Below are 26,261 nucleotides of genomic sequence, written 5' to 3' on the forward strand. Positions count from 1 at the left end.
GACTAGGGTCGCAGGTATGGAATTCCGTCATCTGGGCCGCTCGGGCCTGCTGGTCAGCGAGATCTCGTACGGCAACTGGATCACCCACGGTTCGCAGGTCGAGGAGGAGGCGGCGACCGCGTGCGTGCGCGCCGCCCTGGACAGCGGCATCACCACCTTCGACACCGCCGACGTGTACGCCGGCACGAAGGCCGAGGAGGTGCTCGGCCGCGCGCTCAAGGGCGAACGGCGCGAGGGGCTGGAGATCTTCACCAAGGTCTACTGGCCGACCGGCCCCGGCCGCAACGACCGCGGGCTGTCCCGCAAGCACATCATGGAGTCGATCAACGGCTCGCTGCGCCGGCTGCAGACCGACTACGTGGACCTCTACCAGGCCCACCGCTACGACTACAGCACCCCGCTGGAGGAGACGATGGAGGCGTTCGCCGACATCGTGCACTCCGGCAAGGCGCACTACATCGGCGTCTCCGAGTGGAAGGCGTCACAGATCCGGGAGGCGCACGCGCTGGCCCGGGAGCTGCGCATCCCGCTCGTGTCGAACCAGCCGCAGTACTCGATGCTGTGGCGGGTCATCGAGACCGAGGTGATCCCCACCAGCGAGGAGCTGGGCCTCGGCCAGATCGTCTGGTCGCCGATGGCCCAGGGCGTGCTCTCCGGCAAGTACCTGCCGGGTCAGCCGCCGCCCGCCGGTTCCCGGGCCACCGACGAGAAGTCCGGCGCGAACTTCATCGCCGCCTGGCTCAACGACGAGGTGCTCACCCGGGTGCAGCGGCTCAAGCCCCTCGCCGAGCAGGCCGGGCTGACCATGCCGCAGCTCGCCGTCGCCTGGGTGCTGCAGAACCCGAACGTCGCCTCGGCGATCGTCGGCGCGTCCCGGCCGGAGCAGGTGCACGACAACGTCAAGGCGGCCGGCGTGAAGCTCGACGCCGACCTGCTGAAGGCCATCGACGAGATCGTCGAGCCGGTCACCGAGCGCGACGCGGCGAAGACCGAGAGCCCGGCCAGCCGGCCCTGACGCTCGCCCCGGGCCCGGCGCGCCCACCGCGCCGGACCCGGGACCCCGGCGTACGCGGCCGGCGGGTCACCCGCCGCTGCGCGTCGGCTCCCGGTGGCTCAGTTCTCCCAGAACCGGATCAGGCTCAGTCCCTCGGCGTACAGCCGGGGCGGCAGGCCGATCAGGTCGGAGACGGTGAAGATCGCGCCGAAGAAGGCGCCACCGATCCGCGGGTTCCAGAGCAGCGCGAAGAGCAGGATGAACCCGAACGGGGCGAACAGGTCGTACATCCGCCGGTACTGCGGGCCGAGCCACGGCTGGATCATGTTGCCGCCGTCCAGGCCGGGCACCGGCAGCAGGTTGAGCACGCTGGCGGTGAGCTGGAGGAACGCCAGCAGGGCCAGCCCGGCCCAGAACTCCAGCGGCCCGCCGCTGCGCAGCCCGACCTGCAACACCACCACCAGCAGCAGGGTGAACAGCACGTTGGTGGCCGGGCCGGCGAGGCTGACCAGGGTGTGCCGCAGCCGGCCGGGGATCGCGTGCCGGTCCACCCAGACCGCGCCACCGGGCAGGCCGATGCCGCCGAGCAGCACCACCACCACCGGCAGCACGATGGACAGCAGCGGGTTGGTGTACTTGAACGGGTTGAGCGTCAGGTAGCCACGGTGCGCGATGTCGGTGTCCCCCGCCCGGTACGCGACCACCGCGTGGGCGTACTCGTGCAGGCAGAGCGAGACCAGCCAGCCGGACACCACGAACAGGAAGACGTCGAACCGGACGTTGCCGAACCCGAGCCAGGTCATCACCCCGCTGGCCACGAAGAGCGCGACCAGCGCGAGGAAGACCGGGCTGGGCCGGAACGCCGCCCGGGGCACCCCGAGCACCAGCGGGTCGCCGGGGCGGTCCCAGCTCATCATTCCGCCGGGGGCAGCAGGCTCATCCGGTACTCCACCCGGTCGTCCTCGACGAGCGTGACGGAGGTGACGCCGGACGCCGCGAGCTCCCGCCAGGCCTGGCCGATCCACGACTCGGCGTCCGCCTGGCTGCTGAACGACTCGCCCGGTCCGTCGACCGAACCGCCGTCGGTGCCCTCGTACCGCCAGCTCCACGCCATGCCGTGTCTCCCCTCGCCGTCGTGTCGCACACATGGCGACGGGTGCAAGATTAGCCCGCGGACGCGGCCGGGTCGGCGGGCCGTGCGGCCCGGGACGCGCCGGGCAGCCGGAGCGTCGCCGCCAGGCCCAGGCCGGAGCAGGCGATGAACGCCGCGATCCAGCCGTCCTGCCGTGCGGGCACGGCGAGCAGCACCGCCGGCCCGGCGAGCAGCAGTCGCACGAGGAGCCGGTTGCGGGCGCCGGCCGCCCAGGCCGCCGCGATCAGCCCGGAGCCGGTCAACCACCCCAGGTAGCTGTAGCACGGCACGGCGAGCACGAGCCCGCCGAGCACTCCGGAGAGGTTCACCCCGTCGCCGGAGGCGAGCTGGTCGGCGAGGGTGAGCGCGACGGAGACCAGCGACAACACGCCGATCGTGATCGGCAGGTTCCAGAAGAACCAGGCGAGCCCCCACCCGAACGAGGTTCCGCCGCCGCCCGCCCGGTCGTCCGTCGACAGTCCACCCGGCATCCGCTCTCCCCCGTCGGTCCGCGTACCGGACCGCATCCTTCCAGCCGGGCCGGTGTCGCGTGGCCCCGACGGTCGCGAGAGGACGGCCGGGGCCCGCCGGTACGGTGACGCGGTGCTGACTCGAGGAGTGCTGCTCGGCGACCGGTACCGGCTGGACGACCGCATCGCGACCGGTGGCATGGGTGCGGTGTGGAAGTGCACCGACACCCTGCTGGACCGCGAGGTGGCGGTGAAGGTGCTGCTGCCGGCGCTGGTGGCGGATCCCGAGTTCACCACCCGGTTCCACGCCGAGGCCCGGATGCTGGCCGCGCTGCGCCATCCCGGCATCGTCCAGGTGCACGACTTCGGCTCGGCCGTCCTCACCGACGGCAGCCGGGTCAGCTACCTGGTGATGGAGTACGTCGACGGCGAGCCGTTGGTCACCTGGATCCGCCGGGCCGGCCGGCTCGACCCGGCGTCGACGATGTCGGTGGTGGCGCAGGCCGCCCGGGCGTTGCACACCGCTCACCTCGCCGGGATCGTGCACCGGGACGTCAAGCCGGGCAACCTGCTGGTCAAGCGGGACGGCACGGTCGTGCTGGTGGACTTCGGCATCGCCCGGGCGAGCGCGACGGCCGGGATCACCGCCGCCCACACCGTGCTCGGCACCGCCTCCTTCATGTCCCCCGAGCAGGCCGTCGGGCAGCCCGTCTCGGCGGTCACCGACGTCTACGCGCTGGGCGCGGTCGCGTACTTCTGCCTGTCCGGCCGGCCGCCCTTCGAGGGCGACAACCCGCTCCAGGTGGCGCTGCGGCACGCCCAGGAGGAGCCGGCGCCGCTGCCGCCGGACACGCCCCCGGCGGTGGCCGAGGTGGTCCGCCACGCGCTGGCGAAGAGCCCGCGCGACCGGCACCGGAGCGCGCTGGCCCTGGCCGAGGCGGCCCAGGACGCCCGGGACGCCACCCTGGCCCGGTTGTCCGCCCCGCCGTTGCCGCCGTGGGCGGTGGCCGGCCCGGCCGTCCCCGGTCCCGCCGTCCTGCCCACCCCGGCCGGCTCCAGGGCCGGCGGGCCGACCGCCACCCCGGTCGGCTTCACCCCCGGCGGGCCGGCCGCCACCCCGCCCGGCTTCGGCTCCGGAGGGCCGGGCTCGGGCCCGGCCGGCTTCACGCCCGGACGGTCGGTGGCCGCCGTGCCCGGGGCCGTACCGCCGCCGGTCGGACCGGCCTGGTCGGTGGGGGCCGGCGGGTCCGGCGCGGAGGCGGAGCGGCACGCCGGCTCCGGGGTGCCCGCGACCATGGAGGAACGCGGCCGACGGGGCCGGGGCCGCACGCTGGCCCTCGCCGCGGCCGGCGTCGTCCTCGTCGCGCTGGCGACCGCCGGGGCGGTGACGGCGCTGAACTCGCCCGACGACCCGGTGCGCGAGCAGCCGCAGACCCTGACCGGGGAGTCCGTGCCCGCCGCGCCGACCGGCAGCGTGTCGTCGGGCCGGCGCACGCCCCGACCCACCCCGAGCCGGCCCGGAAGGCCGAGCCGCAGCGCGTCGCCCGGCCCCACCGCGCCAGCCTCCGGGGCCCCGTCGACCGGGGCGGCCGACCCGACCGTCGGCGCGAGCGGAGGGCCCGCGCCGGCGAGCGGTTCCCCGGCCGCCGCGCAGCCGTACACCGCCAGGCAGGTGTGCGGCGGCGGCTACCAGGTGCTGGACTCGGCCACGCTGACCGCGAACGGGGTCCGTCAGGGCCGGGTCTACCTGCTCTACGACGCCGCGAGCGGGACGAACTGCGTGGTCACCCTGAAGGACCGCGAGGTCGGCCGGGCCACCACGATGTCGGCGTTCCTGGAAGTGCAGGGGAAGGCCCGCCGGACGGCGAGCGGCGCGTACCAGTTCTACGCCGGGCCGGTCCGGGCCGCCGCGGCCGGGGTCTGCGTGAAGTGGGGCGGGTCGACCGGCGGCGCGGCCTACGGCAGCGCCTTCGAGCACTGCGACTGAGCCGGCGCGGGCACCGTCCGGGCCGGCGGGCGGGGACCCGCCGGACGGCCTTAAGGTACGGGCATGTCCGTTGACGGGTGGAACACGCTCCTGGTGCTCGGCGGTATCCGGTCCGGCAAGTCCGAGTTCGCGGAATCGCTGGTCGCCGACGCGCCCACGGTCCGGTACGTGGCCACCGCGCCGGAGGGCGACCCGGAGGACACCGAGTGGGCGCAGCGGCTGGCGGCGCACCGGGCCCGCCGGCCGGGTAGCTGGACCACCGAGGAGACCGCGGCGGACCCCCGCCGGCTCGCCGACGTGATCGCCGGCGCGGAACCGAACGAGACGGTGCTCGTCGACGACCTGGGCGGCTGGGTGAGCGTGCTGCTCGACCCGGCCCACCAGCCGGCCGACGACACCGCCACCGTCGCGGAACTGGCCGAGGCGGTCCGGGCCAGCGCGGCGCGGCTGGTGCTGGTCAGTCCCGAGGTGGGGCTCTCCCTGGTGCCGACCACCCCGCTGGGCCGGGCCTTCACCGACGCGCTGGGCGCGACCAACCGCGCGGTCGCCGACGCCTGCGACGCGGTGGTGCTCGTGGTGGCCGGCCAGCCCGCGTGGCTGAAGCCGGCCGGCCCGCCCGCCCACGCTCCCGTGCCGACGCAGGCCGTCCCCGGGCAGGCCGTGCCCGCACCCGGCGGACCGGAGCAGACCGGGCCGGTTCCGGCCGGGCCGGACGGCACGGCGGCGCACCACGGCACCGTGCCGGAGGAGAGCCTGCCCGAGGTGCTGACCCCGGCCGCGCCGGCCGCACCCGCCCCCGCGCCGGCCACGCCGGGGAATGCCTGGGCCGCGCCGACCATGGCGCTGCCGATGATCGCCACCGGCCTGGTGATCCAGCCGGGCATGGAACTGCCGATGCCCGACGACTACGCGGGCCCGCAGGCGGTCGACCGGCTCGCCACCCTCGACATCCCGGGCGCCGGTCTGGGCGTGCTGGAACGGGTGGTCGGCTTCGCCGCCGCCACCCAGGGCACCGCGACCCCGACGCCGTGGAACTCGGTGCGGGTGCTGCTGCTGCACGGCGACCACGCCGGCGGCGCCTCGGCCGGCGTGACGCCCGGCGAGTCGGCCCGCCGGGCGGGGCAGGCCCGGACCGGCCGGGGCGCCCTGGCCCGGCTGGCCGCCGAGAGCGGCGCCGGCCTCCAGGTGGTCGAGGCACCCGCCTCGGCCCCCATCGAGGACGGGCCGGCGCTCACCGCCGAGCAGGTCGAGTCGGCCCTGCGCTACGGCTGGCGGCTCGCCGAGCAGGCCGCCGACGCGGGCGTACAGCTGCTGGTGCTCGCGGCCTGCGGGGCCGGCACCGAGGCGGCCGCCGCGGCGGTGCTGGCCGCCACGGCCGGCGCGGAACCCCCGGCGGTGCTGGGCCGGGTGGTGACCGAGCAGGGCGAGTACGACGACGCGGCCTGGATGGTCCGCTGCGCGGCGGTCCGGGACGCGCTGCACCGCACCCGCCGCTCGCCCCGCGACGCCAAGGACATCCTGGCCGAGCTGGGCGGCGGGGACATCGCCACCGCGACCGGCGTGCTGCTGGGAGCGACCGCCCGGCGGATCCCGGTGCTGCTGGACGGCCCGGTCGGGGTCGCCGCCGGCATGGTCAGCCGGGACCTGGCCGGGCAGGCCCGGCACTGGTGCCTGCTGCCCGACCACGGCGGCCAGCCGGCGGTGCGACTCGCCGCCGACGTGCTGGGCCTGACCCCGCTGGTGGACCTGCGACTCGACCTGGGCGAGGGCACGACCGCGCTGGCCACCCTGCCGCTGCTGCGCTCGGTGCTGGCGCTCGCCGCCGGGCTGCCGGTGCACCCGTCGCTGGGCGGCGACGAACCGGACGACGCGGACTTCGCCGAGCCGGAGCCGGCCGGGCCGGGGCCGACCAGCACCGAAGGAGAGCCGGACTTCACCGAGCCGCAGCCGGCCGGGCCCGGGCCGACCACCACCGGACCGGTCGCCCCGGGTTGGCGTGCCGACTGAGTCGCGCCTCGGCGCCGGGATCCGGCTGGCGGTCACCACCTTCACCACGCTGCCGGTGCGCGCCGGCCGGATCGACCGGGCGGTGGCCGGCGTCGCGATGACGCTCGCGCCCGCGGTCGGGGCACTGCTCGGCGCCCTGCTGGGCGGGGTCCTGCTGCTGACCGCCACGCTCGCGCCCGCGCCGGTCGCGGCGGTGGTCACGGTGGGGGTGGGCGCGCTGCTCACCAGGGGGCTGCACCTCGACGGGCTGGCCGACACCGTGGACGCGCTCGGCTCGTACCGGCGGGGCGCGGCGGCGCTGGAGATCATGAAGAAGCCGGACGTCGGCCCGTTCGGCGTGGTCGCGCTGGTGGTCGTACTCCTGCTCCAGGCGGCGGTGCTCGCGGAGCTGGCCGGGCGGTCCCGGCCGGCCGCGCTCGCGGCGGTGGTCGCGGCGACGGCGGCCGGCCGGCTCGGCGTCGGCCTGGCCTGCCGCCGAGGTGTCCCGGCCGCCCGCCCGGACGGGCTCGGCGCGCTGGTCGCGGGCACGGTCCCACCGGTCGCGCTGGTCGTCGGCACGGCCGCCGTCGCGCTGCTGGCGGTGCCCGCCGTGGCGGGCCGCCCGTGGCAGGGCCCGCTCGCCGTGCTGGCCGCCCTCACCGTCGCGGTGGGGCTCCTGAGACACGTGGTACGCCGGCTCGGCGGGGTCACCGGCGACGTGCTCGGGGCCACCGTGGAGATCGTCACCACGCTGGCCTACCTGGGACTGGTGCTGTCCGGCTGAGCGTCACCCGTTCGGGCAGGTAGCGTTCGGGGACGACAGCACCGGCGGTGTCGAGGGGGACGGCATGCTCATCACGGACGACTTCCTGCCCGTACCGGTCCCGGAGTCGCTCGACGCGACCTATCTGGTGCCGCTCGTCGGGTTGCCTAAGGTCAGCCCGAAGACCGCGGTCGAGGCGCTCGCGGGCCGGCTCGCCGAGCCGGTGCACGGGCTGGCGAAGCAGATGCTGGACAGCCCGCTGATGAGCGTGGACACCCGGCCGATCAGCGAGTTCCCCGAGCTGCCGCCGGACCTGCTCACCGCGTTCGGCGCCACCGAGGCCCAGCTGGCCCGGCTGGCCGCGGCCACCCATCTGGTGGTGGTGCAGGCCGAGTACCGGCCGGGCTGGCCGCCGGCGCACGAGTGGGCCGCCCGGGCGGTCGCCGCGGCGGTCGCCGAGACCGTCGACGGGGACGTGGTGGACGTCTTCGGGCTGCAGTTCCTCGACCCGGCCACCGCGCTGCGCTCGCTGCCTGACGCCCACGGCCGGATCCGGCTGGTCGACTGGGTGCTGGTGCCGTACTCGTCGGACGCCGACGGGCTCTGGTTCACCACCAAGGGGCTGCGCCGGTTCGGCCTGCTGGAGCTGCAGACCCAGGGCGTGCCGGACCACCTCACCCGGGCCTGGGGCGCGGTGATGACCGGCGCCGCCCGGCGGCTGCTGCGGGACTGGACCGACGGGCTGGCCGGCGAGGAGGTGCCGGCGTTCGTGCAGCTGCCGATGCTGGCCACGGTCACCGGGCACGACATCGCGGTGGCGTACGGCAATCCGGAGCAGCACGGCGCGACCGCGCCGGTGCTGCTGGCGCTGGAGCTGGACCCGGCGACCGACCCGGACGCCGACTCGTTCCTCACCCTGCGCCCGCCACCCGGGCACCCGGGCCCGCCCGGCCGCTACTTCGCCGCCGCCTGCGCCACCCTGTTCGACGGCATCCAGCCGGACGTCCGGTACGCCCGCGCGGGCGACGCGATGAGCCGGGCGATCGCCACCGCCCGCTCCGGGCTCGGTGACGTGCGGGCCCGGTTCCTCGCCGGCACGCTCCCGCCGGAGACGCAGCTCGTGGTCAAGTACGGGCTGCCCGGCGACGACGGTCCCGAGTTCGTCTGGGCCGGGGTGACCTCCTGGGAGAACCCGGAGCGGATCGTGGGCGCCAGCGCCAGCGACGCCGCCACCGACCCGGCGGTGCGGATCGGCGCCCCGGTGGTGGTGGCGGCGACCGACGTCGTCGACTGGGCGGTGCTCGACGGGACCGGGGTGATCGAGGGCGGCTGGACCCAGGCGGTGCTGGACGCCGGTGAGCGGCCGGGCGTCGACTGAGTCACCCGGCCCGGCGGCCCTCCACCGTGGAGGGTGGGCGGTAACCTGACCTGACCGTCGGGACGGGGAGGGTGGATGAGCGCGTCGGGGCGTACCGGGCGGGTCGCCGTGCTGCCCGCTCCGCGCCGGGCCGGCCGGGCCGGCGAGCGGGCGACCGTGGGGCGCCGGCCGCCCCGCCGCGCGCCCGCCACCCCGGACCCGGTCGCCGAGGGCGCGCAACTGGAGCGCTACAAGTACATCCTCCAGCAGCTGCACGTGCTCAACGAGAACGTCTACCGGTTCCTGGCGCTCTACCAGACCCTGGCCACCACCCTGGTCGGCGCGGCCCTGGCGCTCTTCGTCGGCTACCGCAAGTGGGAGATCGACCCGGCGACCGCCCGGGCCGGCGTGCTCGGCCTGCTCTGGCTGGTCACCATCGTGGCCGCGTTCACCATCCTGTTGATCGTCACCGGGGTGCTGAACTGGCTGGACTACCGGCGGGAGGAGTGCGAGCTGACCGACGGGATGATCTTCCCCGGCTTCCGCCGGGCGCCCCGGGTGGGCAACCTGCGCCGCTGGTACGAGACCTACATCGTGCTCTTCATCGCCTGCTCGATCGGCTTCATGTGGTGGTACGCGCTGAGCCTGATCCTGCCGGCGATGCGATGACCCCGGGTCGCGACTTCGTCGGCGTCGGGGTGGGCGCGATCGTCCTCGACGACCGGGGCAGCCTGCTGCTGGCCCGGCGGGGACCGGCGGCCCGCAACGAGGTCGGCACCTGGGAGTTCCCCGGTGGGATGGTCGACTTCGGCGAGCGGCTCGCCGACGCGGTCCGCCGGGAGTTCCGCGAGGAGTACGGGATCGAGGTGGCGGTCACCGGCCTGCTCGGCGTCTTCGACCACCTGCTGCCGGCCGAGCACCAGCACTGGATCTCGGTCACCTACCTGGCCCGGCACGTCTCCGGCGTACCGCGCCCGCTGGAGCCGGCGAAGTGCACGGCCGTCGACTGGTTCCCCCCGACCGCCCTGCCCGCCCCCCTCTCGGCGATCACCCAGCAGAACCTGGCCACCTACCTGGCGGGGCGCCCCGCCCCCGGCCGGGAGGGTTGACCGGGACCGGGTGCCGCCGGGCGCGGCTGCCGCCGGCGGGAACGAGAACCTCGGGCCGTCGACCGCTACGGGCCCGAGGGCGGGGAGGGCTCAGGATCCGCTACGGACGTGATGACGTGAACGACTCAGCACAGCGAATCGTCCACGTCATCACGTTTGCCGGCGCTGTGGAGACGTCGACCGAGCCGGCACCCCTTGACCGCCTCGGGCCGCTGTCCCGGCGCGTCGACGTGAACCGGGTCAGCGGACGGAGGGTTGGACGAAGGGGGGACGGGTGAGGCGCATCCGGGCGCGGCGGCCGCGGATGTCGACCTCCACCAGGTCGCCGTCGGCGATCGTCGGGTCGGTGGCGATCAGGGCCAGCGCGATGCCCTGCTTCAAGGTCGGGCTGAACGTGCCGCTGGTCACCACGCCGACCTCACGGTCACCGGCGTACACCACCATGCCGGGGCGCGGGATGGCCCGGTCCACGGCCGCCAGGCCGCGCAGCGTACGGGCGGGGCCGGCGGCCTTCTCGGCGAGCAGCGCGTACCGGCCCCAGAAGGCCGGCTTGCCCCAGCCCACCGCCCAGCCGGAGCGGGCCTGCACCGGAGTGATCTCCAGCGAGAGGTCCTGCCCGTGCAGCGGGTACCCCATCTCGGTGCGCAGGGTGTCCCGCGCGGCCAGCCCGCAGGCCCGCAGCTCGTACGCCTCGCCGGCGGCGAAGAGGGCGTCCCAGACGGCGGTGGCGTGCTCGGCCGGGACGACCAGCTCGTAGCCCAGCTCGCCGGTGTAGCCGGTGCGGCAGACGGTCAGCGGCACCCCGTCGAGGGTGGCGGTGGAGAAGCTCATGTAGTCGTGCCCGGTGGGCAGGCCCAGCGCGCCGAGCAGTTCCGCCGAGCGCGGACCCTGCACCGCCAGCACCGCGTACGCCTCGTGCTCGTCGGTGATCCGCACCCCGTCCGGCGCGGCGGCGCGCAGCCGGCGGACCACCTCGGCGGTGTTCGCCGCGTTGGGGATCAGGAAGACGTGGTCGTCGGCGTGCAGGTAGGCGATGATGTCGTCGACCACCCCGCCGGTGGCGTCGTCGCAGCAGAGGGTGTACTGCGCCTGGCCGGGGGCGATCCGGCCGAGGTCGTTGCTGAGGCAGGCGTCGACGAAGTCCGCCGCGCCCGGGCCGGCGATCCGGGCCTTGCCCAGGTGCGAGACGTCGAAGACGCCCACCCCGGTACGCACCGCCGTGTGCTCCTTGAGCACGCCGCCGCCGGCGTACTCCAGCGGCATCTCCCAGCCCCCGAACGGGGCGAACTTGGCGCCGAGCGCGGTGTGCCGCTCGTGCAGGGGGGAACGGCGCAGCCGGGTCGCGGCGGCGGCGGAGGTCACCTCGGTCATGGGTGGCAACTTACCGCCACCTGAACGCCTGGTTAGCATCGGCGGGACCCGCCTGCGCACTTCGGCGGGACAGCCACGCGTCCGGCGGGTAGGTTGCCGCCGGAGACCTTCATCGCCGGCCCGCGACGACGCGGCCGGCCCGGCCCGCCCGGAGTAGCCTCAGTGACATCGCCCCGCACCACCCTCAGCCTGGTCGACACCGACCCCGCCGAGCTCGCCGTCGACGCGATCGTGATCGGCGTGCACAGCCAGACCGGCGAGCCGGAGGCCGGCGCACCGGCCGCCGCCCTGCTGCTGGCGAGCGGCGCCGAGAGCATCGCCGCCGCGTTCGACGGAAAGCTGACCGAGACGCTGGCCCTGCTCGGCGCGACCGGCGGCCCCGGTGAGGTGATCAAGCTGGCCACCCTGGGCACGGTCACCGCCCCGGTGGTCGCTGCCGTCGGGCTCGGCCCCGAGCCGACCGGCGCCGCCCCGGCCCCGGAGACCCTGCGCCGGGCGGCCGGTGCCGCGGTCCGGGCCCTGGCCGGCGCGCCGCGCGTCGCGCTCGCCCTGCCGCTGCCGGACGACGCCGACGCCCCGGCCGCGCTGCGGGCGGTCGCCGAGGGCGCGCTGCTGGGCGGCTACCGGTTCGCCGGCTACAAGACCAAGCCGCAGCCGGCCCGGCGGGAGCCGGTCGGCGAGGTGCTGATCGCGGTCCCGGACGCCGCGGACGCGACCGCCGGGGCCGAGGTCACCCGGGCCCAGGCGGTGGCCGGCGCGGTGCGGACCAGCCGGGACTGGGTCAACACCGCCCCCAACGAGCTGCGCCCGCCGTCGTTCGCCGACGCGGTGGCGACCGCCGCCCGGGAGGCCGGGCTCGGCGTCGAGGTGCTCGACGAGGAGGCGCTGCGCGCCGGCGGGTACGGCGGCATCATCGCCGTCGGCCAGGGTTCGGAGGCCCCGCCGCGCCTGGTCAAGCTGACGTACACCCCCGAGGGTGGCGGCAACGGCAAGCGGGTCGCGCTGGTCGGCAAGGGCATCACCTTCGACACCGGCGGCATCTCGATCAAGCCGGCCCAGGGCATGTGGGAGATGAAGTCGGACATGGCCGGCGCGGCGGCGGTCGGCGCGGCCATGCTGGCGGTGGCGGCGCTCAAGCCCGCCGTCGCGGTCACCGGCTACCTGCCGATGGCGGAGAACATGCCGTCGGGCACCAGCTACCGGCCGGGCGACGTGATCACCATGTACAGCGGCAAGCGGGTGGAGGTGCTCAACACCGACGCCGAGGGCCGGATGATCCTGGCCGACGCCATCGCCCGGGCCTGCGAGGACGGCGCGGACTACCTGTTCGAGACCTCGACGCTGACCGGCGGTCAGGTGATCGCGCTGGGCAAGAAGATCGCCGGCGTGATGGGCAGCCCGGAGCTGTGCGAGCGGGTGAAGGTGGCCGGCGAGGCGACCGGCGAGCCGGCCTGGCCGATGCCGCTGCCGGACGACGTCCGCAAGGGCATGGACTCCGAGGTGGCCGACATCTCCCAGGTCAACGCGGTGATGGACCGGGCCGGGCACATGCTCCAGGGCGGCGTCTTCCTGCGCGAGTTCGTCTCCCCGGACGTCTCCTGGGCGCACATCGACATCGCCGGCCCCGGCTACCACTCGGGTGAGCCGACCGGCTACTGGACCAAGGGCGGCACCGGCGTGCCCGTGCGTACCCTCCTGCACCTGGTCGACGACATCGCCGCCAACGGCTGACCCACACCTGGTCGACGGGGCGTCCTCCCAGCGGGGGCGCCCCGTCGGCCTACCCGGGGTCAGAAGAGTTCGGGGCGGCGCTTGCGGCGTTCGTTGTGGTCGCGCATGCGTTGGGGGTAGCCCATCAGGCGGACGTCGTAGATCGGGATGGCGATCTTGTGGGCCCAGCGCCGGGCCGCCTCCGGGCCGCCGATCCGGCGGCGGGTCCACTCGCCGTCGTCGGCGATCAGCATCACGGTGGTCTCGGTGACGGTGGTCCGGGGTTCCAGGTACGCCTCGACCCCGCGCCGGGTGCGCACGAAGTTCTCCAGGTGCTCCAGGTCGGCCCGGTCGGCGGCCCGGTCGTGACTCGCCGGACGCGTCGCCCTGCGTCGTCGGAACAGCCCCACCGGTCCACTCCTCCCCCGGACGTCATCGAAGACGGTGCCAAGCGTACGTGTCACCGACGTGTCGTTGGGCACCTCACTACGCGCCCCGCTCCCGGTGGTGACAAGATGACCGAGGTGGGGTGTGCCTGTTACTCCGCCGTAACCCCCGATGCAGTGACGCGACCTGGGAGTTGGATGTGAGCGAGCCGAACGACACGACCTTCGACATCGTCATCCTCGGAGGTGGTAGCGGCGGTTACGCGACCGCGTTGCGCGCCGTCCAGCTGGGCCTGACCGTCGCCCTGATCGAGAAGGGCAAGCTCGGCGGCACCTGCCTGCACAACGGCTGCATCCCCACCAAGGCGCTGCTGCACGCCGCCGAGATCGCCGACCAGACCCGCGAGTCCGAGCAGTTCGGCGTCAAGGCCGAGCTGGTCGGCATCGACATGGCGGCCGTCAACTCGTACAAGGACGGCGTGATCGGCCGGCTGTACAAGGGCCTCCAGGGGATGCTCAAGAGCAACAAGGCGATCACCATCGTCGAGGGGCACGGCAAGCTGGTCGCCCCGGACACCGTCGAGGTGGACGGCAAGCGTTACACCGGCCGCAACATCGTGCTGGCCTCCGGCTCGTACGCGAAGAGCCTGCCCGGCCTGGAGGTCGACGGCGAGCGGATCATCACCAGCGACCACGCCCTGGTCCTGGACCGGGTCCCGTCCTCGGTGATCGTGCTCGGCGGCGGCGTGATCGGCGTCGAGTTCGCCAGCGTGTGGAAGTCCTTCGGGGTGGACGTGACCATCGTCGAGGCGCTGCCCCGGCTGGTCGCCGCCGAGGACGAGGAGTCGTCGAAGGCGCTGGAGCGGGCCTTCCGCAAGCGGAAGATCAACTTCAAGGTCGGCAAGCCGTTCGAGAAGGTCGAGAAGACCGACAACGGCGTCAAGCTGACCATCCAGGGCGGCGACGTGGTCGAGGCCGAGCTGCTGCTGGTCGCGGTCGGCCGGGGCCCGAACACCGCTGACCTCGGGTACGAGCAGCAGGGCGTCAAGATGGACCGCGGCTACGTGCTGACCGACGAGCGGCTGCGCACCAGCGTGCCGAACGTCTACGCGGTCGGCGACATCGTGCCCGGCCTCCAGCTCGCGCACCGCGGCTTCCAGCAGGGCATCTTCGTCGCCGAGGAGATCGCCGGCCAGAACCCGGCCGTGATCGACGAGGCCGGCATCCCGCGGGTCACCTACTGCGACCCGGAGCTGGCGTCGGTCGGCCTGACCGAGGCCAAGGCCAAGGAGCAGTACGGCGCCGACAAGATCAAGACCTACAACTACAACCTGGGTGGCAACGGCAAGAGCCAGATCCTCAAGACCGCCGGCCACGTGAAGCTGGTCCGGGTCGAGGACGGCCCGGTGGTCGGCGTGCACATGGTCGGCGCCCGGGTCGGCGAACTGATCGGCGAGGCGCAGCTCATCTACAACTGGGAGGCGTACCCGGCCGAGGTGGCGCAGCTCGTGCACGCCCACCCGACGCAGAACGAGGCCCTGGGCGAGGCGCACCTGGCCCTGGCCGGCAAGCCGCTGCACGCGCACGCCTGACCACGACAACCGCGGCGTCCGGCGACGGGCGATGATCCCACCAGGGGAATGAAGGAGTCTGGAGAACATGCCGGTATCGGTCACCATGCCCCGGCTCGGCGAGAGCGTCACCGAGGGCACCGTCACGCGCTGGCTCAAGCAGGAGGGCGAGACCGTCGAGGTCGACGAGCCGCTGCTCGAGGTGTCGACCGACAAGGTCGACACCGAGATCCCGTCGCCCGCGTCGGGCGTGCTGAGCCGGATCGTGGTCGGTGAGGACGAGACCGCCGAGGTCGGCAGCGAACTGGCGGTCATCGCCGGTGAGGGCGAGGACGCCGGCGCGGCCGCCCCGCAGCAGCAGGAGGAGGCCCCGGCGGAGCAGGCCGAGGAGGCCGCCGCCGAGCCCGAGGCCGAGGCGGAGCAGCCGGCCGTCGAGGAGTCCACCCCGGCGGCGGCGCCGTCGGGCGAGGGCACCCCGGTGAAGATGCCGGCCCTGGGTGAGAGCGTCACCGAGGGTACGGTCACCCGCTGGCTCAAGCAGGTCGGCGAGACCGTCGAGGTGGACGAGCCGCTGCTGGAGGTCTCCACCGACAAGGTCGACACCGAGATCCCCTCGCCGGTCGCCGGCACGCTGCTGGAGATCAAGGTCGCCGAGGACGAGACCGCCGAGGTCGGCGGGGTGCTGGCGATCGTCGGCGCGGCCGGCGCGGCGCCGGCCCAGCCGAAGGCCGAGCCGAAGCCGGAGCCCAAGGCCGAGGCGAAGCCCGAGCCGAAGCCGGCCGCGCAGCCCAAGGCCGAGCCGAAGCCGGAGCCGAAGGTCCAGGAGCCCACCCCGGGCATGTCCTACAACGAGCCGGCCGCCGAGGCGGAGCAGGCCGCCGAGCCGGCCAAGGCCGAGCAGGCCGCCCAGCCCGCCGCGCCGACCACGCCGGCGCAGCGCCCGACCGCCCAGGTCCAGGGCGGCGGCGAGGAGGCCGCCGGGTACGTGACGCCGCTGGTCCGCAAGCTGGCGGCCGAGCACGGCGTCGACCTCGGCGCGGTCAACGGCACCGGTGTGGGCGGCCGGATCCGCAAGCAGGACGTGCTGGAGGCGGCCGAGAAGGCGAAGGCCGCCAAGGCCGCGCCGGCCGCGCAGCCCGCCGCCGCGGCCCCTGCCGCCAAGCCGGCCGCGAAGCCGCAGCCGAGCGCGAAGCGGGGCACCACGGAGAAGATGCCGCGGATCCGGGCCACCATCGCGAAGCGGATGCAGCAGTCGCTGCACGAGATGGCGCAGCTCACCACGGTGATCGAGGTGGACGTCACCAAGATCGCCAAGCTGCGGGCGCAGGCGAAGGACTCGTTCGTCGGCAAGCACGGCGTGAAGCTCTCCTTCCTGCCGTTCTTCGCGCTGGCCGCCATCGAGGCCCTGCAGACGTACCCGATCGTCAACGCCAGCATGGACCTCGACGGTGGCACGATCACCTACCCGGACGCCGAGCACCTGGGCATCGCGGTGGACACCGAGCGCGGCCTGATGGTGCCGGTGATCCACGGTGCCGGTGACCTCAACCTGGGCGGCATCGCCAAGCGGATCGCCGACCTGGCCGAGCGCACCCGGACCAACAAGATCACTCCGGACGAGATCGCCGGGGCGACCTTCACGCTGACCAACACCGGCAGCCGCGGCGCCCTCTTCGACACCCCGATCGTGCCGTCGCCGCAGTCGGCGATGCTCGGCACGGGTGCCGTGGTGAAGCGTCCGGTCGTGGTCAACGACCCGGAGCTGGGCGAGGTCATCGCGGTCCGCTCGATGGTCTACCTGGCCCTGTCCTACGACCACCGGCTGATCGACGGCGCGGACGCCGCCCGCTTCCTGGTCGCGGTCAAGGAGCGGCTGGAGGCCGGCAACTTCGAGGCCGAACTGGGTCTCTGACCTCAGCGACGAAGGGGCGCGCGGCGAAGGCCGCGCGCCCCTTCGTCGTTCCGGCCGGCCGGGCGGTTTCGGCTCGCGCCGGCCGGTGCGCTGTCAGACTCGGCAGGTGGGCGGGTACCGGTGGCGGGGGCGGCTCGGCCCGGCGGTGCCGGTGGCCCCGGGGGCCCGGGTGGACCGCTTCGAGGTCTTCTTCGACCTGGTCTTCGTCTTCTCCTTCTTCATCATCACCCGGGCCACCGCGCTCCAGATCACCGGCGGCGCGCTGCTGCACGCCCTGCTGGTCCTCGCGGTGCTCTGGTGGTCCTGGGTGGTGCACAGCGTGGTGGCCACCCGGGTGCGGCTCGGCGAGGGCTTCGTGCCGGTGCTGATGACGCTCGGCATGGCGGCACTGTTCTGCTTCGCCCTCTCCCTGCCCAACGCGTTCCGGGACCCGCGCGGCAACGCCGCCGGGCCGATCGTCGCGGCGGTGAGCTACACCGTGCTCCGGATGGTGCACCTGCTGCTCTACCTGCACGCCGTCCGGGACAGCCCGAACGAGCGCCGGCAGCTGATGCGGTTCGCGCCGGAGGTGATCGGCAGCACCCTGCTGCTGGGGGTGGCCGCGCTGGTCCCGCCGCAGCTCGACGGCCTCGCCTCGGCGTCGCTGGTCCGCGACGGGCTGTGGGCCGCCGTGGTGGTGCTCCAGTACTCGACCGGCATGATCGCCGGCACCTGGGGTTGGGGGGTGGCGTCCGCCGAGCACTGGACCGAGCGGTACGACCTGATCCTGATCATCGCGCTCGGCGAGTCGGTCATCTCGGTCGGCGTGGGCAGCAACCTGCTCGGCCAGCCGCCCACGGTGCCGGCGGTGGCGGCGGCGACGCTCGGCATCTTCTTCACCGCCGCGCTCTGGTGGGTGCACTACGACATGATCGGCCCGGCCGCCCGGATCGCCCTGCACACGGCGAAGGACGGCCCCCGGGTGGCGATGGCCCGCGACGCGTACGCCTACCTCTACCTGCCGATGATCGCCGGGATCATCCTCTTCGCGCTGGGCGCGGAGACCATCGTGCACCAGATCGCCGATCCGTCGATGCCCGAGCACCTGCCACCCCACGGCCCGGGCGTGCCGCTGCTCTTCGGCGGCGTGATCTGCTATCTGTGCGGCAACATGCTGTTCCAGCTACGCACCCTGCGCACACTGAGCTGGACCCGGGTGGGCGCGGTGCTGCTGCTGGCGGTGAGCATCCCGGTGGCCTCGCACCTGCCCGCGCTGGCCGCGCTGGCCCTGCTGACCGCGATCTGCGTCGGCCTGGTCGTCGCCGAGGTGGTGATCTTCGACGAGGGCCGGCGGGCGCTGCGCGGGCTGGTCTTCGAGGAGCGGGCCAGCCACGAGGCGCACGAGGCGGCCTGGCGGGCGCGCTGGCACGAACCCGAGGAACGCGACGAGGGCGAGTGAGCGGTCCGGCCGGTCCGCGCCGGACGGGGCAGCGCACGGTCATCGGATCCCGTAGCGTCCCCCGTTCCGACCGGGCCGCACCACGCCGGTGACCGCCCGGCGGGACACCACGCGGCGTCGCGCCGGCCGACCGACCGGCGCGACCCGCAGATCCGAGGGGGACGGAAAGATCATGACCACCGACACCGTCGACGCCGCCGCGGCGGGCACCTGGCAGCTCGGCGACCTGACCGTCAACCGGCTCGGCTTCGGCGCGATGCGGCTGACCGGCGACGCGGCCGGCAACCCGAGCGACCGGGACCGGGCGGTCACCGTACTGCGCCGCGCGGTCGAGCTGGGCGTCAACCACATCGACACGGCCGCGTTCTACTTCTCGCCGCTGCGCTCGGCCAACGAGTTGATCAACCGGGCGCTGTCGCCGTACCCGGACGACCTGGTGATCGTCGCGAAGGTCGGGCCGGGCAAGGACCCGTCCGGCGAATGGCTGCCGATGGCCCGGCCGGACCAGCTGCGCGGCCAGGTGCAGGAGAACCTGCGCCAGCTCGGCCGGGACCACCTCGACGTGGTCTACCTGCGGGTGTACGACGCCGGTTCGCTCGCCGAGCACTTCGGCGCGCTGGCCGAGCTGCGCACGGCGGGGCTGATCCGGCACCTCGGCGTCTCGGCGGTCCGGCCGCACCAGGTCGACGAGGCACGCGGCATCGCCCCGGTGGTCGCGGTGTCGAACTCGTACGGGCTGGGCTACCGCACGAGCAACGACGCGCTGCTGCGCGACTGCGCGGCGCACGGCACCGCGTTCGTGCCGTTCTTCTCCCTCGCCACCAGCGGCCGGGAGGCCGGCGCGAGCGGCGCGGAACCCGACGAGGTACGCGCCGTCGCCGCCGCGCACGGCGTCACGCCGGCCCAGGTCCGGCTCGCCTGGACCCTGCACCAGGGGCCGAACGTGCTGGCCATCCCCGGCACCGGCAACCCGGACCACCTGGTGCAGAACGTGGCCGCCGCCGCCCTGCGGCTGACCGACGAGGACCTCACCCGGCTGGCGGCCGTGCACCGCACCGGGTGACAGGAAGGGTCCCCTCGCAACGCCTGGTGCGGGTGAAGGGACCCTTCCTCACCGATTCGCCCGTCGGCAGAATCGGCGGGTGCGGGGTGGCCCGCACCCGCCGGGCCGGCCATGCTCGGCCGATGGCGATCTTCTCCGTGCAGGCCCGACCGACCGACGCGACGAGTTGGACCGGGCTGGCCCGGACCGTCGAGGCGGCAGGCTTCGACGCGCTGCTGGCCTCGGACCATCCCGGCCACGGCGCGTCGCCGTTCGTGGCGCTGGCCGCCGCCGCGGCGGTCACCTCGACCCTCGGCCTGGGCTCGTACGTCTCGCACGCCGGCGTCCGGGAGCCGATCCTGCTCGCCACCGACGTGGCCACCCTGGACGTGGTCTCCGGGGGTCGGGCCCGGCTCGGCCTCGGCGCCGGCCACACCCCGGCCGAGTGGCGGGCCGTGGGGCGGGACCGCCCCGACGTGGCCGGCCGGGTCCGCCGCTGCCTCGCCGTCGCCGGGGCGGTGCGCGCGCTGCTGGCCGGCGAGGAGGTCACCGTGGACACCCCGGAGCTGGTGGCGCGGGGCGCCCGCCTCACCGGGCTGCGGCCGGTCCAGGCCCGCGTCCCGTTCACCCTGGGGACGGCCAACTCGACCCTGCTGCGGTGGGCGGGCGCGCACGCCGACGTGGTGGGGCTGACCGGGTTCGGGCGTACCCTGCCGGACGGGCACGCGCACGACGTCCGGTGGCGGGCCGACCAGCTCGAGGCGCAGCTCGACCAGGTGGCCGCCGGAGCGACCGGGCGCACCACCCCGCCGGCGCTGGAGGCCCTGGTCCAGCACGTCGCCGTCACCGACGACGCGGAGGCCGCCGCCGCGGCGATCGCCGCCGACACCGGGCTCACCGTCGCCGAACTGCTCGCCACCCCGTTCGTGCTGATCGGCACCGCCGACGAGATCGTCGCGGCGGTCGCCGGGCACCGGCGCCGCTGGGGCGTCACCCGTTTCGTGGTACGCGCCGACGCGGTGACCCCGTTGACGCCGCTGCTGTCCCGGTTCGGTCTGCAGGGGTGACCATCGCGCTGTCCCGGATCCGATCCCCGGCCCGCCGCCGCTAGCGGGTCGGGACGGCGCCGGCGACCGTCTCGTACCAGCGGATCTTCTCGCGCAGGTGCTCGTACTGGCGGCGCAGCAGGTCCATCTGCTCCTCGACCCGTCCGGCGTGCCGTTCCAGCAGCTCCTGACGCTGCCCGGCGGTGTGCTCACCCGCGCGGGCCAGCTCGGCGTAGCGGCACATCTCGGCGATCGGCATGCCGGTGTCGCGCAGGCAGCGCAGGATCGCCAGCCAGCCCAGGTCGTCGTCGGTGAAGACGCGACGCCCGCCGGACGTCCGGTCCACCCCGCTGAGCAGGCCGATCTTCTCGTAGTACCGCAGCGTGTCGAGGCTGAAGCCGCTGCGCCGGGCCGCCTCCGACGGGGAGAATCTCACCCGCGCAGGGTAGCCCTTGACCTGGAGCGCGCTCCAGGTTGAACAGTGGACCCATGACGACGACACGACGACTGGGTCGCAGCGGCATCGAGGTCAGCGCCATCGGCATGGGCTGCTGGGCGATCGGCGGGCCGCTCTGGGCCGGTGCGCAGCCGCTCGGCTGGGGCGAGGTGGACGACGACGAGTCGATCCGGACCGTGCACCGGGCGCTCGACCTCGGCGCGACCCTCTTCGACACCTCGGGCAACTACGGCGCCGGGCACAGCGAGCGGGTGCTCGGCCGGGCCCTCGCCGGACGCCGCGACCGGGCGGTGATCGCCACCAAGTTCGGCCACCGGACCGACGAGGCCAGCCGGCAGGCCACCGGCGAGGACGCCAGTCCGGCGTACGCGCGGCGCAGCCTGCAGGACTCGCTGCGCCGGCTGGGCACCGACCACGTCGACCTGTACCAGCTGCACCTCAACGGGTTGCCGGTGCCGCAGGCACTGGACCTGATCGGCACCCTGGAGGAGCTGGTCACCGAGGGCACCATCCGGGCGTACGGCTGGAGCACCGACGATCCGGCGTCGGCGCGGGCGTTCGCGGCCGCCGGGCCGCACTGCGTCGCCGTGCAGCACGACCAGTCGGTGCTGCGGGACAACGCGGAGATGCTGGCGGTCTGCGACGAGTACGACCTGGCCAGCCTGAACCGGGGGCCGCTGGCGATGGGGCTGCTCACCGCGAAGTACCAGGGCGCACCGGCCGCGCGGGGCGGCGACGACGTGCGCGGGGTCGCCCCGGAGTGGCTGCCCTGGTTCGCCGACGGCGTCCCGCGCGCCGAGTGGGCCGACCGGGTCGCCCGGGTACGCGACGCGCTGACCGCCGACGGCCGCACCCTCGCCCAGGGCGCGCTGGGCTGGCTGCTCGCCCGCAGCCCGCGCACCCTGCCCATCCCCGGCTGCCGCACGGTCGCGCAGGCGGAGGAGAACCTGGGCACCCTGGCGTACGGGCCGCTGCCCGAGGCGGCCTTCGCCGAGGTGGAGCGGCTCCTCGCCGAGCTGCGCGGCACCCCGGCGAGCGCCTGACCCACGCGGATGCGCTGCCATCACCACAGGCCGAGGCAGAAGAACGAGCACAGCACCGACTACGAGCATCCACCACCGGAACTTAATCCTGAGCACCGCCGCGCCACCGCTGAGGTGGAACGGGTGGCGGGTACGTCAGCGGCTAGGCTCAGGCCATGCTGACACGGCTCGAGGTGCAGGGGTTCAAGAACCTGCTCGACATCGCGGTCGATTTCGGCCCCTTCACCTGTATCGCCGGCGCGAACGGCGTCGGGAAGTCAAACATCTTCGACGCCATCGAATTCATGTCGTATCTCGCCAGCGACAGCCTGGTCGAGGCCTCACAACGTGTCCGCGGCGCATCCGGCATGCGCGGCGGTGACCCTCGCGACCTCTTCTGGGACGGGTATCGGGATCACGAGCATCAAATCAAACTCGCCGCAGAGATGATCGTTCCCGCGGAGGTGGAGGATGACCTAGGGGCGGCGGCCGATGCCACGACGACCTTCCTCCGCTACGAGGTGGTCCTCGGTTTCGAGGCCCCGAAACGGGAGGGCAGCATCGGTCGGTTGAGCCTGCTCGGTGAGGAACTGCGGCACATTCGGCGTGGCGAGGCTGGACAACATCTTCGTTTCCGCCACAGCGCAGCACGCTTCCGCAGTGACGTCGTGCGCGGCGAGCGGCGCGGCGGGCCATTCTTGTCAACCGAAGATCGAGACACGGGCACGGTCATCAATGTGCACGGCGATGGCGGAAGCCGGGGCAAGCCACAGCCGCGAGCCGCGGCCCGAGCCGGCCGAACCGTTCTCAGTACAGTTACCACCAACGACTACCCGACAATCTTGGCGGCCCGTCGAGAGATGCAGAGCTGGCGACGGCTTGCTCTCGAGCCCTCCGCCCTACGTACCCCTGATGGTTTCGCTGACCCGCGCTCCCTCGCTGCCGACGGTCGTCATCTGGCCGCCACGCTCTATCGCATCGCGAACGAGCCGACCGAGGGCCAGCAGGAAGCCGACCCCGCCGCCGTCTACGCACGCGTCGCTGGCCGCCTCTCCGACCTCATAGGGCTGGGCGTGAGGGGACTCACCGTAGAACTCGACCAGGTCCGTGAGGTGTTCACGCTCTTCCTGCACGAGAAGAGCAACCTCCGACTGCCCGCCCGGGCGCTTTCGGAGGGCACACTCCGCTTCCTGGCCCTGTGTGTACTGCTAGAAGACCCTGGGTTCACTGGTCTGATCTGCATGGAAGAGCCGGAGAATGGCATCCACCCCGCCAATTTGCCGGCCATGGTGCAGCTCGTCCAAGATCTGGCCGTTGACTCCAGCGTCGCTCCGGGAGACACAAACCCCTTCCGCCAGGTCATTGTGAATACGCATTCCCCAGGAGTGGTCGCCCTTTGCGATCCCTCGGACCTCTTACTGGCGGACGTCCGCCCGAGCCGGGCGCCTGACGGCAGCATCACCCGAGCGCTGAAGTTGTTGCCCTACCGTGGTTCCTGGCGGACGACTCCAGGCCAGCCAAGCTTCTCGGAGGCGGACGTCGTGGCCTATCTGGCAGCGCCGCCTGGAGCCCAGCTACGACTGCCGCTGGACATGGTGGGATGACTCAGCGTTCCTACTCCGGCCTTTTCGTGGCGGAGGGCAGCTCCGACGCACCTCTTGCCGAGCTCATCGAGTCGTTGTTTCTCCAGCGCGGAGTTGACGTCCGACTGAGCCAACCGGACTTCAGCCTCCTCGGCCGAGTTGCCAAGGACGTGGGCTCCCGGGTGTCGGCCGGGCTGCGACTGGCCGGGGAACCCGCTGACCTGATCGTGGTGCACCGGGATGCCGACAATGCCGGGCATGCTGCCCGTCGGCAGGAAATCGTCACGGCTGTCTCGTCCCTGAAGGTACCGAGCGCGCTGATTCCCGTGATCCCGGTACGCATGACGGAGGCTTGGCTCCTACTGGATGAGGCTGCCATCCGGCTGGTAGCTGGCAATCCGAAGGGTCGCATGAACCTCACTCTGCCGAAGAGACATGAGGTGGAATCACTGGCTGATCCGAAGAATGTCCTCCGCACGTGTCTGCTGACCGCCTCAGGAGAAACGGGTCGCCGCGGGGACGCCGTCCGCAACCGCTTCAATCAGCACCGGCGTCAGCTGTTGGAGTTGCTCGATCCTTCCGGACCGGTCTCCACGCTCCAGAGCTGGAAGCGATTGCTCGACGAGGTCGACCACATCGTCGCCGGGTGGGAGCCGTACCGGGACTAGGCGGCTGAGGCGATGCCGCGCGCCGTGTAAGACCGGCGTGCGGAGTGAGTGATGCCGCTCCGCGCATCCAAGTCGGCCGCCGTGCCCGAAGATAGGGGCATGCGGATCCTCATGGCCGGTGTGTCCGGCTTCCTCGGCACCCGACTGGTCGACCGGCTCACCGCCGACGGACACCAGGTCACCCGCCTGGTCCGCCGCACCCCCCGCAGCGCCGACGAGCGGCGGTGGAACCCGTCCGCCGCCCAGCTCGATCCGGCGGTGGTCGCCGAGGCCGACGCGGTGGTCAACCTGGCCGGCGCCGGGGTGGGCGACAAGCGCTGGAACGACGAGTACAAGAAGCTGATCCGGTCCAGCCGGGTGGACAGCACCACCACCCTGGCGATCACCATCGCCGGGCTGCCCGAGGCCGACCGGCCGGGCGTGCTGCTCAACTCCTCCGCCGTCGGCTGGTACGGCAACACCGGCGACCGGGCGGTGGAGGAGGACGCGCCGGCCGGCGAGGGGTTCCTGGCGGACGTCTGCCGGGTCTGGGAGGCCGCGACCCGACCGGCCGAGGACGCCGGAGTACGCGTGCTGCGGCTGCGCACCGGGCTGCCACTGCACCGCGACGGCGGTCTGCTGAAGCCGCAGTTGCTGCCGTTCCGGCTGGGCGTCGGCGGCAAGCTCGGCAACGGGCGGCAGTGGCTGCCCTGGATCTCGATGCGGGACTGGCTCGACGCCGCCACGTTCCTGCTGACCCGGGACGAGCTGGCCGGCCCGGTCAACCTGGTCGGTCCGGCCCCGGTCACCAACGCCGAGTTCACCCGGGAGCTGGCCCGGCAGCTGCACCGGCCGGCGATCATGCCGATCCCGGCGCCGGCCCTGAAGGTCGTCCTGGGTGGCTTCGCGCACGAGGCGCTGACCAGCACCCGGGTGCTGCCGGCCGTGCTCGACCGGGCCGGTTTCCGGTGGACCCACCCGGACCTGCCGGGCGCGCTGCACGCCGCCCTCACCGAGTGAGGGCGGCGGCGGGGCGGGGTCAGCAGCCGATCACCCAGTAACTCGGGCCGGTCTGCTTGAGGGTGGTCGTGTAGAAGGTGTTGTAGAGGCCCATCCGCTGGTTGGAGCCGAGCGCGTAGGCGTAGCCGCCGGACTGGTAGGCGCGCCCCGCGACCACGTGGGCGTAGTTGCTGGCGGTGACGCAGACCGGCGCGGCGGTCGGCGACGGCGACGGGGTGGGCGAGGCGGTGGGCGACGCGGTCGCCGTCGGGCTCGGGCCGGGCGACGCGCCGCCGTCGAGGCCGAAGAAGAGCGCGTCCCGGTACGTCGAGCAGATGGTGTCGAGGAAGTACGCGGCGGTGTTGCCGCACTGGTCGGTGGCGGAGCCGGGATCGACCGGGGTGCCGTGGCCCATCCCGGTGACCCGGTAGAGCCGGACCTGGTCGTTGCCGTACACCTCCAGGCCGGTGCCGGCGGGCAGCGACGCGGTGCTGGTCGGGGTCTGCGAGACGCCGAGCACGTTGGTCCACTGGTCGCGCGACTCGGCGGCGTTCAGCGGCGCGACGGTGGTGTCCGAGGTGCCGTGCCAGATCGCCACCCGGGGCCGCGCGCCGGCGTAGCCGGGGTAGGCGTTGCGGACCAGGTCGCCCCACTGCGCCGGGGTCTTGTCCACGCCCGGGTTCATGCAGGAGTAGGCGCTGGTCGTGCTGGTGGCGCAGCGGTACGGCAGGCCGGCGATGACGGAGCCGGCGGCGAAGACGTCCGGGTAGGTGGCGAGCATGACGGCGCTCATCGCGGCGCCGGCGGAGAGCCCGCTGACGTAGATCCGGCCGCTGTCCACGCCGTAGGCGCTCTTCGCGTAGTCGACCATCTGCTTGATCGACAGGGCCTCGCCCTGGCCGCGCGCGGTGTCGCCGGTCTCGAACCAGTTGAAGCAGGAGTTGGCGTTGTTGCCGCTGGCCTGCTGCGGCACGATCAGCGCGAACTTCCACAGGTCGGCGTACTTCTGCCAGCCCGAGTTGGTGAAGTAGCCGGTGGCGTTCTGGGTGCAGCCGTGCAGCAGCACCACGGCGGGCGCGCCCGCCGGCAGGCCGTCCGGCCGGTACGCGTACATGGCGAGGTTGCCCGGGTTGGAGCCGAAGCCGGTGACCTGGGTGAGGGTCGCGGCCTGGGCGGGCAGGGCGGCGGTGAGCACGGCAGCGGCGGCCAGCACGACGCCGGCCGCCGCCCCGGCGAGCCGGGTGAGAAGGGATGAGGAGCGGCGCACGGCGGCCTCCCG

The 26,261-nt window shown here is 73.8% G+C and carries 24 protein-coding genes; 17 read left to right on the top strand and 7 right to left on the bottom strand.

The genetic code is table 11. The annotated features are described in order from the left end of the window. Positions 1-16: 16 nt before the first annotated feature. The gene (locus GA0070611_RS14270; protein ID WP_091664157.1) at positions 17-1,015 is read left to right on the top strand and encodes an aldo/keto reductase family protein; all 999 of its coding nucleotides are present in this window, start codon (positions 17-19) and stop codon (positions 1,013-1,015) included. 98 nt (positions 1,016-1,113) lie between these two features. Here GA0070611_RS14270 and GA0070611_RS14275 read toward each other — a convergent pair whose 3' ends face one another. The 3 genes from GA0070611_RS14275 to GA0070611_RS14285 are packed head-to-tail and all read right to left on the bottom strand — an operon-like array spanning position 1,114 to position 2,617. Further along, positions 1,114-1,908 (bottom strand): site-2 protease family protein, encoded by a 795-nt coding sequence (locus GA0070611_RS14275; protein WP_091664161.1) that lies wholly within the window; start codon positions 1,906-1,908, stop codon positions 1,114-1,116. Then, complete coding sequence (locus GA0070611_RS14280) at positions 1,908-2,108, bottom strand: hypothetical protein (protein WP_091664165.1); 201 nt, start codon at positions 2,106-2,108, stop codon at positions 1,908-1,910. The genes GA0070611_RS14275 and GA0070611_RS14280 overlap by 1 nt, the downstream gene beginning before the upstream one ends. Before the next feature lie 50 nt (positions 2,109-2,158). Further along, a complete protein-coding gene (locus GA0070611_RS14285) occupies positions 2,159-2,617 on the bottom strand; it encodes a hypothetical protein (RefSeq protein ID WP_091664168.1) in 459 nt (152 codons plus the stop codon). Positions 2,618-2,729: 112 nt separating this feature from the next. Between GA0070611_RS14285 and GA0070611_RS31520 the strand changes: the two genes are divergently transcribed. From GA0070611_RS31520 to GA0070611_RS14315, 6 genes are all read left to right on the top strand, one after another. Further along, a complete protein-coding gene (locus GA0070611_RS31520) occupies positions 2,730-4,583 on the top strand; it encodes a serine/threonine-protein kinase (protein WP_091664171.1) in 1,854 nt (617 codons plus the stop codon). A 63-nt stretch (positions 4,584-4,646) separates the two neighbouring features. Beyond that, a complete protein-coding gene (locus GA0070611_RS14295; protein WP_091664174.1) occupies positions 4,647-6,590 on the top strand; it encodes a bifunctional adenosylcobinamide kinase/adenosylcobinamide-phosphate guanylyltransferase in 1,944 nt (647 codons plus the stop codon). Further along, positions 6,580-7,353 (top strand): adenosylcobinamide-GDP ribazoletransferase, encoded by a 774-nt coding sequence (gene cobS, locus GA0070611_RS14300; protein ID WP_091664179.1) that lies wholly within the window; start codon positions 6,580-6,582, stop codon positions 7,351-7,353. The genes GA0070611_RS14295 and cobS overlap by 11 nt, the downstream gene beginning before the upstream one ends. A 64-nt stretch (positions 7,354-7,417) precedes the next feature. Further along, positions 7,418-8,710: a DUF2314 domain-containing protein gene (locus tag GA0070611_RS14305; RefSeq protein WP_091664183.1), complete on the top strand. Its 1,293-nt coding sequence runs from the start codon at positions 7,418-7,420 to the stop codon at positions 8,708-8,710. A gap of 75 nt (positions 8,711-8,785) precedes the next feature. Then, complete coding sequence (locus GA0070611_RS14310; protein WP_197675930.1) at positions 8,786-9,358, top strand: hypothetical protein; 573 nt, start codon at positions 8,786-8,788, stop codon at positions 9,356-9,358. After that, positions 9,355-9,798: an NUDIX domain-containing protein gene (locus tag GA0070611_RS14315; protein WP_091664188.1), complete on the top strand. Its 444-nt coding sequence runs from the start codon at positions 9,355-9,357 to the stop codon at positions 9,796-9,798. The genes GA0070611_RS14310 and GA0070611_RS14315 overlap by 4 nt, the downstream gene beginning before the upstream one ends. A 240-nt stretch (positions 9,799-10,038) precedes the next feature. Here GA0070611_RS14315 and gcvT read toward each other — a convergent pair whose 3' ends face one another. Then, entirely contained in the window at positions 10,039-11,169 is a 1,131-nt protein-coding gene (gene gcvT, locus GA0070611_RS14320; protein ID WP_091664192.1) for a glycine cleavage system aminomethyltransferase GcvT, read from the bottom strand. Positions 11,170-11,331: 162 nt separating this feature from the next. Between gcvT and GA0070611_RS14325 the strand changes: the two genes are divergently transcribed. After that, positions 11,332-12,900, top strand: coding sequence for a leucyl aminopeptidase (locus tag GA0070611_RS14325; protein ID WP_091664195.1), 1,569 nt, complete (start codon positions 11,332-11,334; stop codon positions 12,898-12,900). Between the two features lie 59 nt (positions 12,901-12,959). Here the strand turns inward: GA0070611_RS14325 and GA0070611_RS14330 are convergent, their stop codons facing one another. Further along, the gene (locus GA0070611_RS14330; RefSeq protein ID WP_091664198.1) at positions 12,960-13,289 is read right to left on the bottom strand and encodes a hypothetical protein; all 330 of its coding nucleotides are present in this window, start codon (positions 13,287-13,289) and stop codon (positions 12,960-12,962) included. 176 nt (positions 13,290-13,465) lie between these two features. Between GA0070611_RS14330 and lpdA the strand changes: the two genes are divergently transcribed. From lpdA to GA0070611_RS14355, 5 genes are all read left to right on the top strand, one after another. After that, the gene (gene lpdA / locus GA0070611_RS14335) at positions 13,466-14,857 is read left to right on the top strand and encodes a dihydrolipoyl dehydrogenase (RefSeq protein WP_091664203.1); all 1,392 of its coding nucleotides are present in this window, start codon (positions 13,466-13,468) and stop codon (positions 14,855-14,857) included. 67 nt (positions 14,858-14,924) lie between these two features. Then, positions 14,925-16,748 (top strand): 2-oxoglutarate dehydrogenase, E2 component, dihydrolipoamide succinyltransferase, encoded by a 1,824-nt coding sequence (gene sucB, locus GA0070611_RS14340; protein WP_091664207.1) that lies wholly within the window; start codon positions 14,925-14,927, stop codon positions 16,746-16,748. A 106-nt stretch (positions 16,749-16,854) separates the two neighbouring features. Continuing rightward, positions 16,855-18,186, top strand: a complete 1,332-nt coding sequence (locus GA0070611_RS14345) for a low temperature requirement protein A (RefSeq protein WP_091664213.1) — start codon at positions 16,855-16,857, stop codon at positions 18,184-18,186. A 172-nt stretch (positions 18,187-18,358) separates the two neighbouring features. Then, positions 18,359-19,249 carry an oxidoreductase gene (locus GA0070611_RS14350; RefSeq protein ID WP_091672911.1) on the top strand — a complete coding sequence of 297 codons (891 nt, stop codon included), beginning with the start codon at positions 18,359-18,361 and terminating at the stop codon, positions 19,247-19,249. 122 nt (positions 19,250-19,371) lie between these two features. Further along, positions 19,372-20,295, top strand: coding sequence for an LLM class flavin-dependent oxidoreductase (locus tag GA0070611_RS14355; RefSeq protein ID WP_091664216.1), 924 nt, complete (start codon positions 19,372-19,374; stop codon positions 20,293-20,295). Positions 20,296-20,335: 40 nt separating this feature from the next. Here GA0070611_RS14355 and GA0070611_RS14360 read toward each other — a convergent pair whose 3' ends face one another. Beyond that, complete coding sequence (locus tag GA0070611_RS14360; RefSeq protein ID WP_091664222.1) at positions 20,336-20,710, bottom strand: MerR family transcriptional regulator; 375 nt, start codon at positions 20,708-20,710, stop codon at positions 20,336-20,338. Positions 20,711-20,763: 53 nt separating this feature from the next. Between GA0070611_RS14360 and GA0070611_RS14365 the strand changes: the two genes are divergently transcribed. The 4 genes from GA0070611_RS14365 to GA0070611_RS14380 all read left to right on the top strand — a co-directional run bounded on the left by GA0070611_RS14365 (position 20,764) and on the right by GA0070611_RS14380 (position 25,003). Beyond that, entirely contained in the window at positions 20,764-21,774 is a 1,011-nt protein-coding gene (locus tag GA0070611_RS14365; RefSeq protein ID WP_091664225.1) for an aldo/keto reductase, read from the top strand. Between the two features lie 155 nt (positions 21,775-21,929). Further along, complete coding sequence (locus tag GA0070611_RS14370) at positions 21,930-23,357, top strand: AAA family ATPase (RefSeq protein ID WP_091664228.1); 1,428 nt, start codon at positions 21,930-21,932, stop codon at positions 23,355-23,357. Beyond that, positions 23,354-24,004, top strand: coding sequence for a hypothetical protein (locus GA0070611_RS14375; RefSeq protein WP_197675931.1), 651 nt, complete (start codon positions 23,354-23,356; stop codon positions 24,002-24,004). Before GA0070611_RS14370 ends, GA0070611_RS14375 begins: the two co-directional genes overlap by 4 nt. A gap of 99 nt (positions 24,005-24,103) precedes the next feature. Beyond that, positions 24,104-25,003 carry a TIGR01777 family oxidoreductase gene (locus GA0070611_RS14380; RefSeq protein WP_091664233.1) on the top strand — a complete coding sequence of 300 codons (900 nt, stop codon included), beginning with the start codon at positions 24,104-24,106 and terminating at the stop codon, positions 25,001-25,003. Positions 25,004-25,022: 19 nt separating this feature from the next. Here GA0070611_RS14380 and GA0070611_RS14385 read toward each other — a convergent pair whose 3' ends face one another. Beyond that, positions 25,023-26,249 carry an extracellular catalytic domain type 1 short-chain-length polyhydroxyalkanoate depolymerase gene (locus GA0070611_RS14385; RefSeq protein WP_091672916.1) on the bottom strand — a complete coding sequence of 409 codons (1,227 nt, stop codon included), beginning with the start codon at positions 26,247-26,249 and terminating at the stop codon, positions 25,023-25,025. Positions 26,250-26,261: the final 12 nt, after the last annotated feature.

Source organism: Micromonospora auratinigra (assembly GCF_900089595.1).
Lineage (GTDB): Bacteria > Actinomycetota > Actinomycetes > Mycobacteriales > Micromonosporaceae > Micromonospora > Micromonospora auratinigra.

Bases quoted from the DNA above. Each gene is read 5' to 3' on its own strand.
- GA0070611_RS14270 (WP_091664157.1), top strand. From the start codon at position 17: ATGGAATTCCGTCATCTGGGCCGCTCGGGCCTGCTGGTCAGCGAGATC.
- GA0070611_RS14275 (WP_091664161.1), bottom strand. From the start codon at position 1,908: ATGAGCTGGGACCGCCCCGGCGACCCGCTGGTGCTCGGGGTGCCCCGG.
- GA0070611_RS14280 (WP_091664165.1), bottom strand. From the start codon at position 2,108: ATGGCGTGGAGCTGGCGGTACGAGGGCACCGACGGCGGTTCGGTCGAC.
- GA0070611_RS14285 (WP_091664168.1), bottom strand. From the start codon at position 2,617: ATGCCGGGTGGACTGTCGACGGACGACCGGGCGGGCGGCGGCGGAACC.
- GA0070611_RS14295 (WP_091664174.1), top strand. From the start codon at position 4,647: ATGTCCGTTGACGGGTGGAACACGCTCCTGGTGCTCGGCGGTATCCGG.
- GA0070611_RS14305 (WP_091664183.1), top strand. From the start codon at position 7,418: ATGCTCATCACGGACGACTTCCTGCCCGTACCGGTCCCGGAGTCGCTC.
- GA0070611_RS14310 (WP_197675930.1), top strand. From the start codon at position 8,786: ATGAGCGCGTCGGGGCGTACCGGGCGGGTCGCCGTGCTGCCCGCTCCG.
- GA0070611_RS14315 (WP_091664188.1), top strand. From the start codon at position 9,355: ATGACCCCGGGTCGCGACTTCGTCGGCGTCGGGGTGGGCGCGATCGTC.
- gcvT (WP_091664192.1), bottom strand. From the start codon at position 11,169: ATGACCGAGGTGACCTCCGCCGCCGCCGCGACCCGGCTGCGCCGTTCC.
- sucB (WP_091664207.1), top strand. From the start codon at position 14,925: ATGCCGGTATCGGTCACCATGCCCCGGCTCGGCGAGAGCGTCACCGAG.
- GA0070611_RS14350 (WP_091672911.1), top strand. From the start codon at position 18,359: ATGACCACCGACACCGTCGACGCCGCCGCGGCGGGCACCTGGCAGCTC.
- GA0070611_RS14355 (WP_091664216.1), top strand. From the start codon at position 19,372: ATGGCGATCTTCTCCGTGCAGGCCCGACCGACCGACGCGACGAGTTGG.
- GA0070611_RS14365 (WP_091664225.1), top strand. From the start codon at position 20,764: ATGACGACGACACGACGACTGGGTCGCAGCGGCATCGAGGTCAGCGCC.
- GA0070611_RS14370 (WP_091664228.1), top strand. From the start codon at position 21,930: ATGCTGACACGGCTCGAGGTGCAGGGGTTCAAGAACCTGCTCGACATC.
- GA0070611_RS14375 (WP_197675931.1), top strand. From the start codon at position 23,354: ATGACTCAGCGTTCCTACTCCGGCCTTTTCGTGGCGGAGGGCAGCTCC.
- GA0070611_RS14380 (WP_091664233.1), top strand. From the start codon at position 24,104: ATGCGGATCCTCATGGCCGGTGTGTCCGGCTTCCTCGGCACCCGACTG.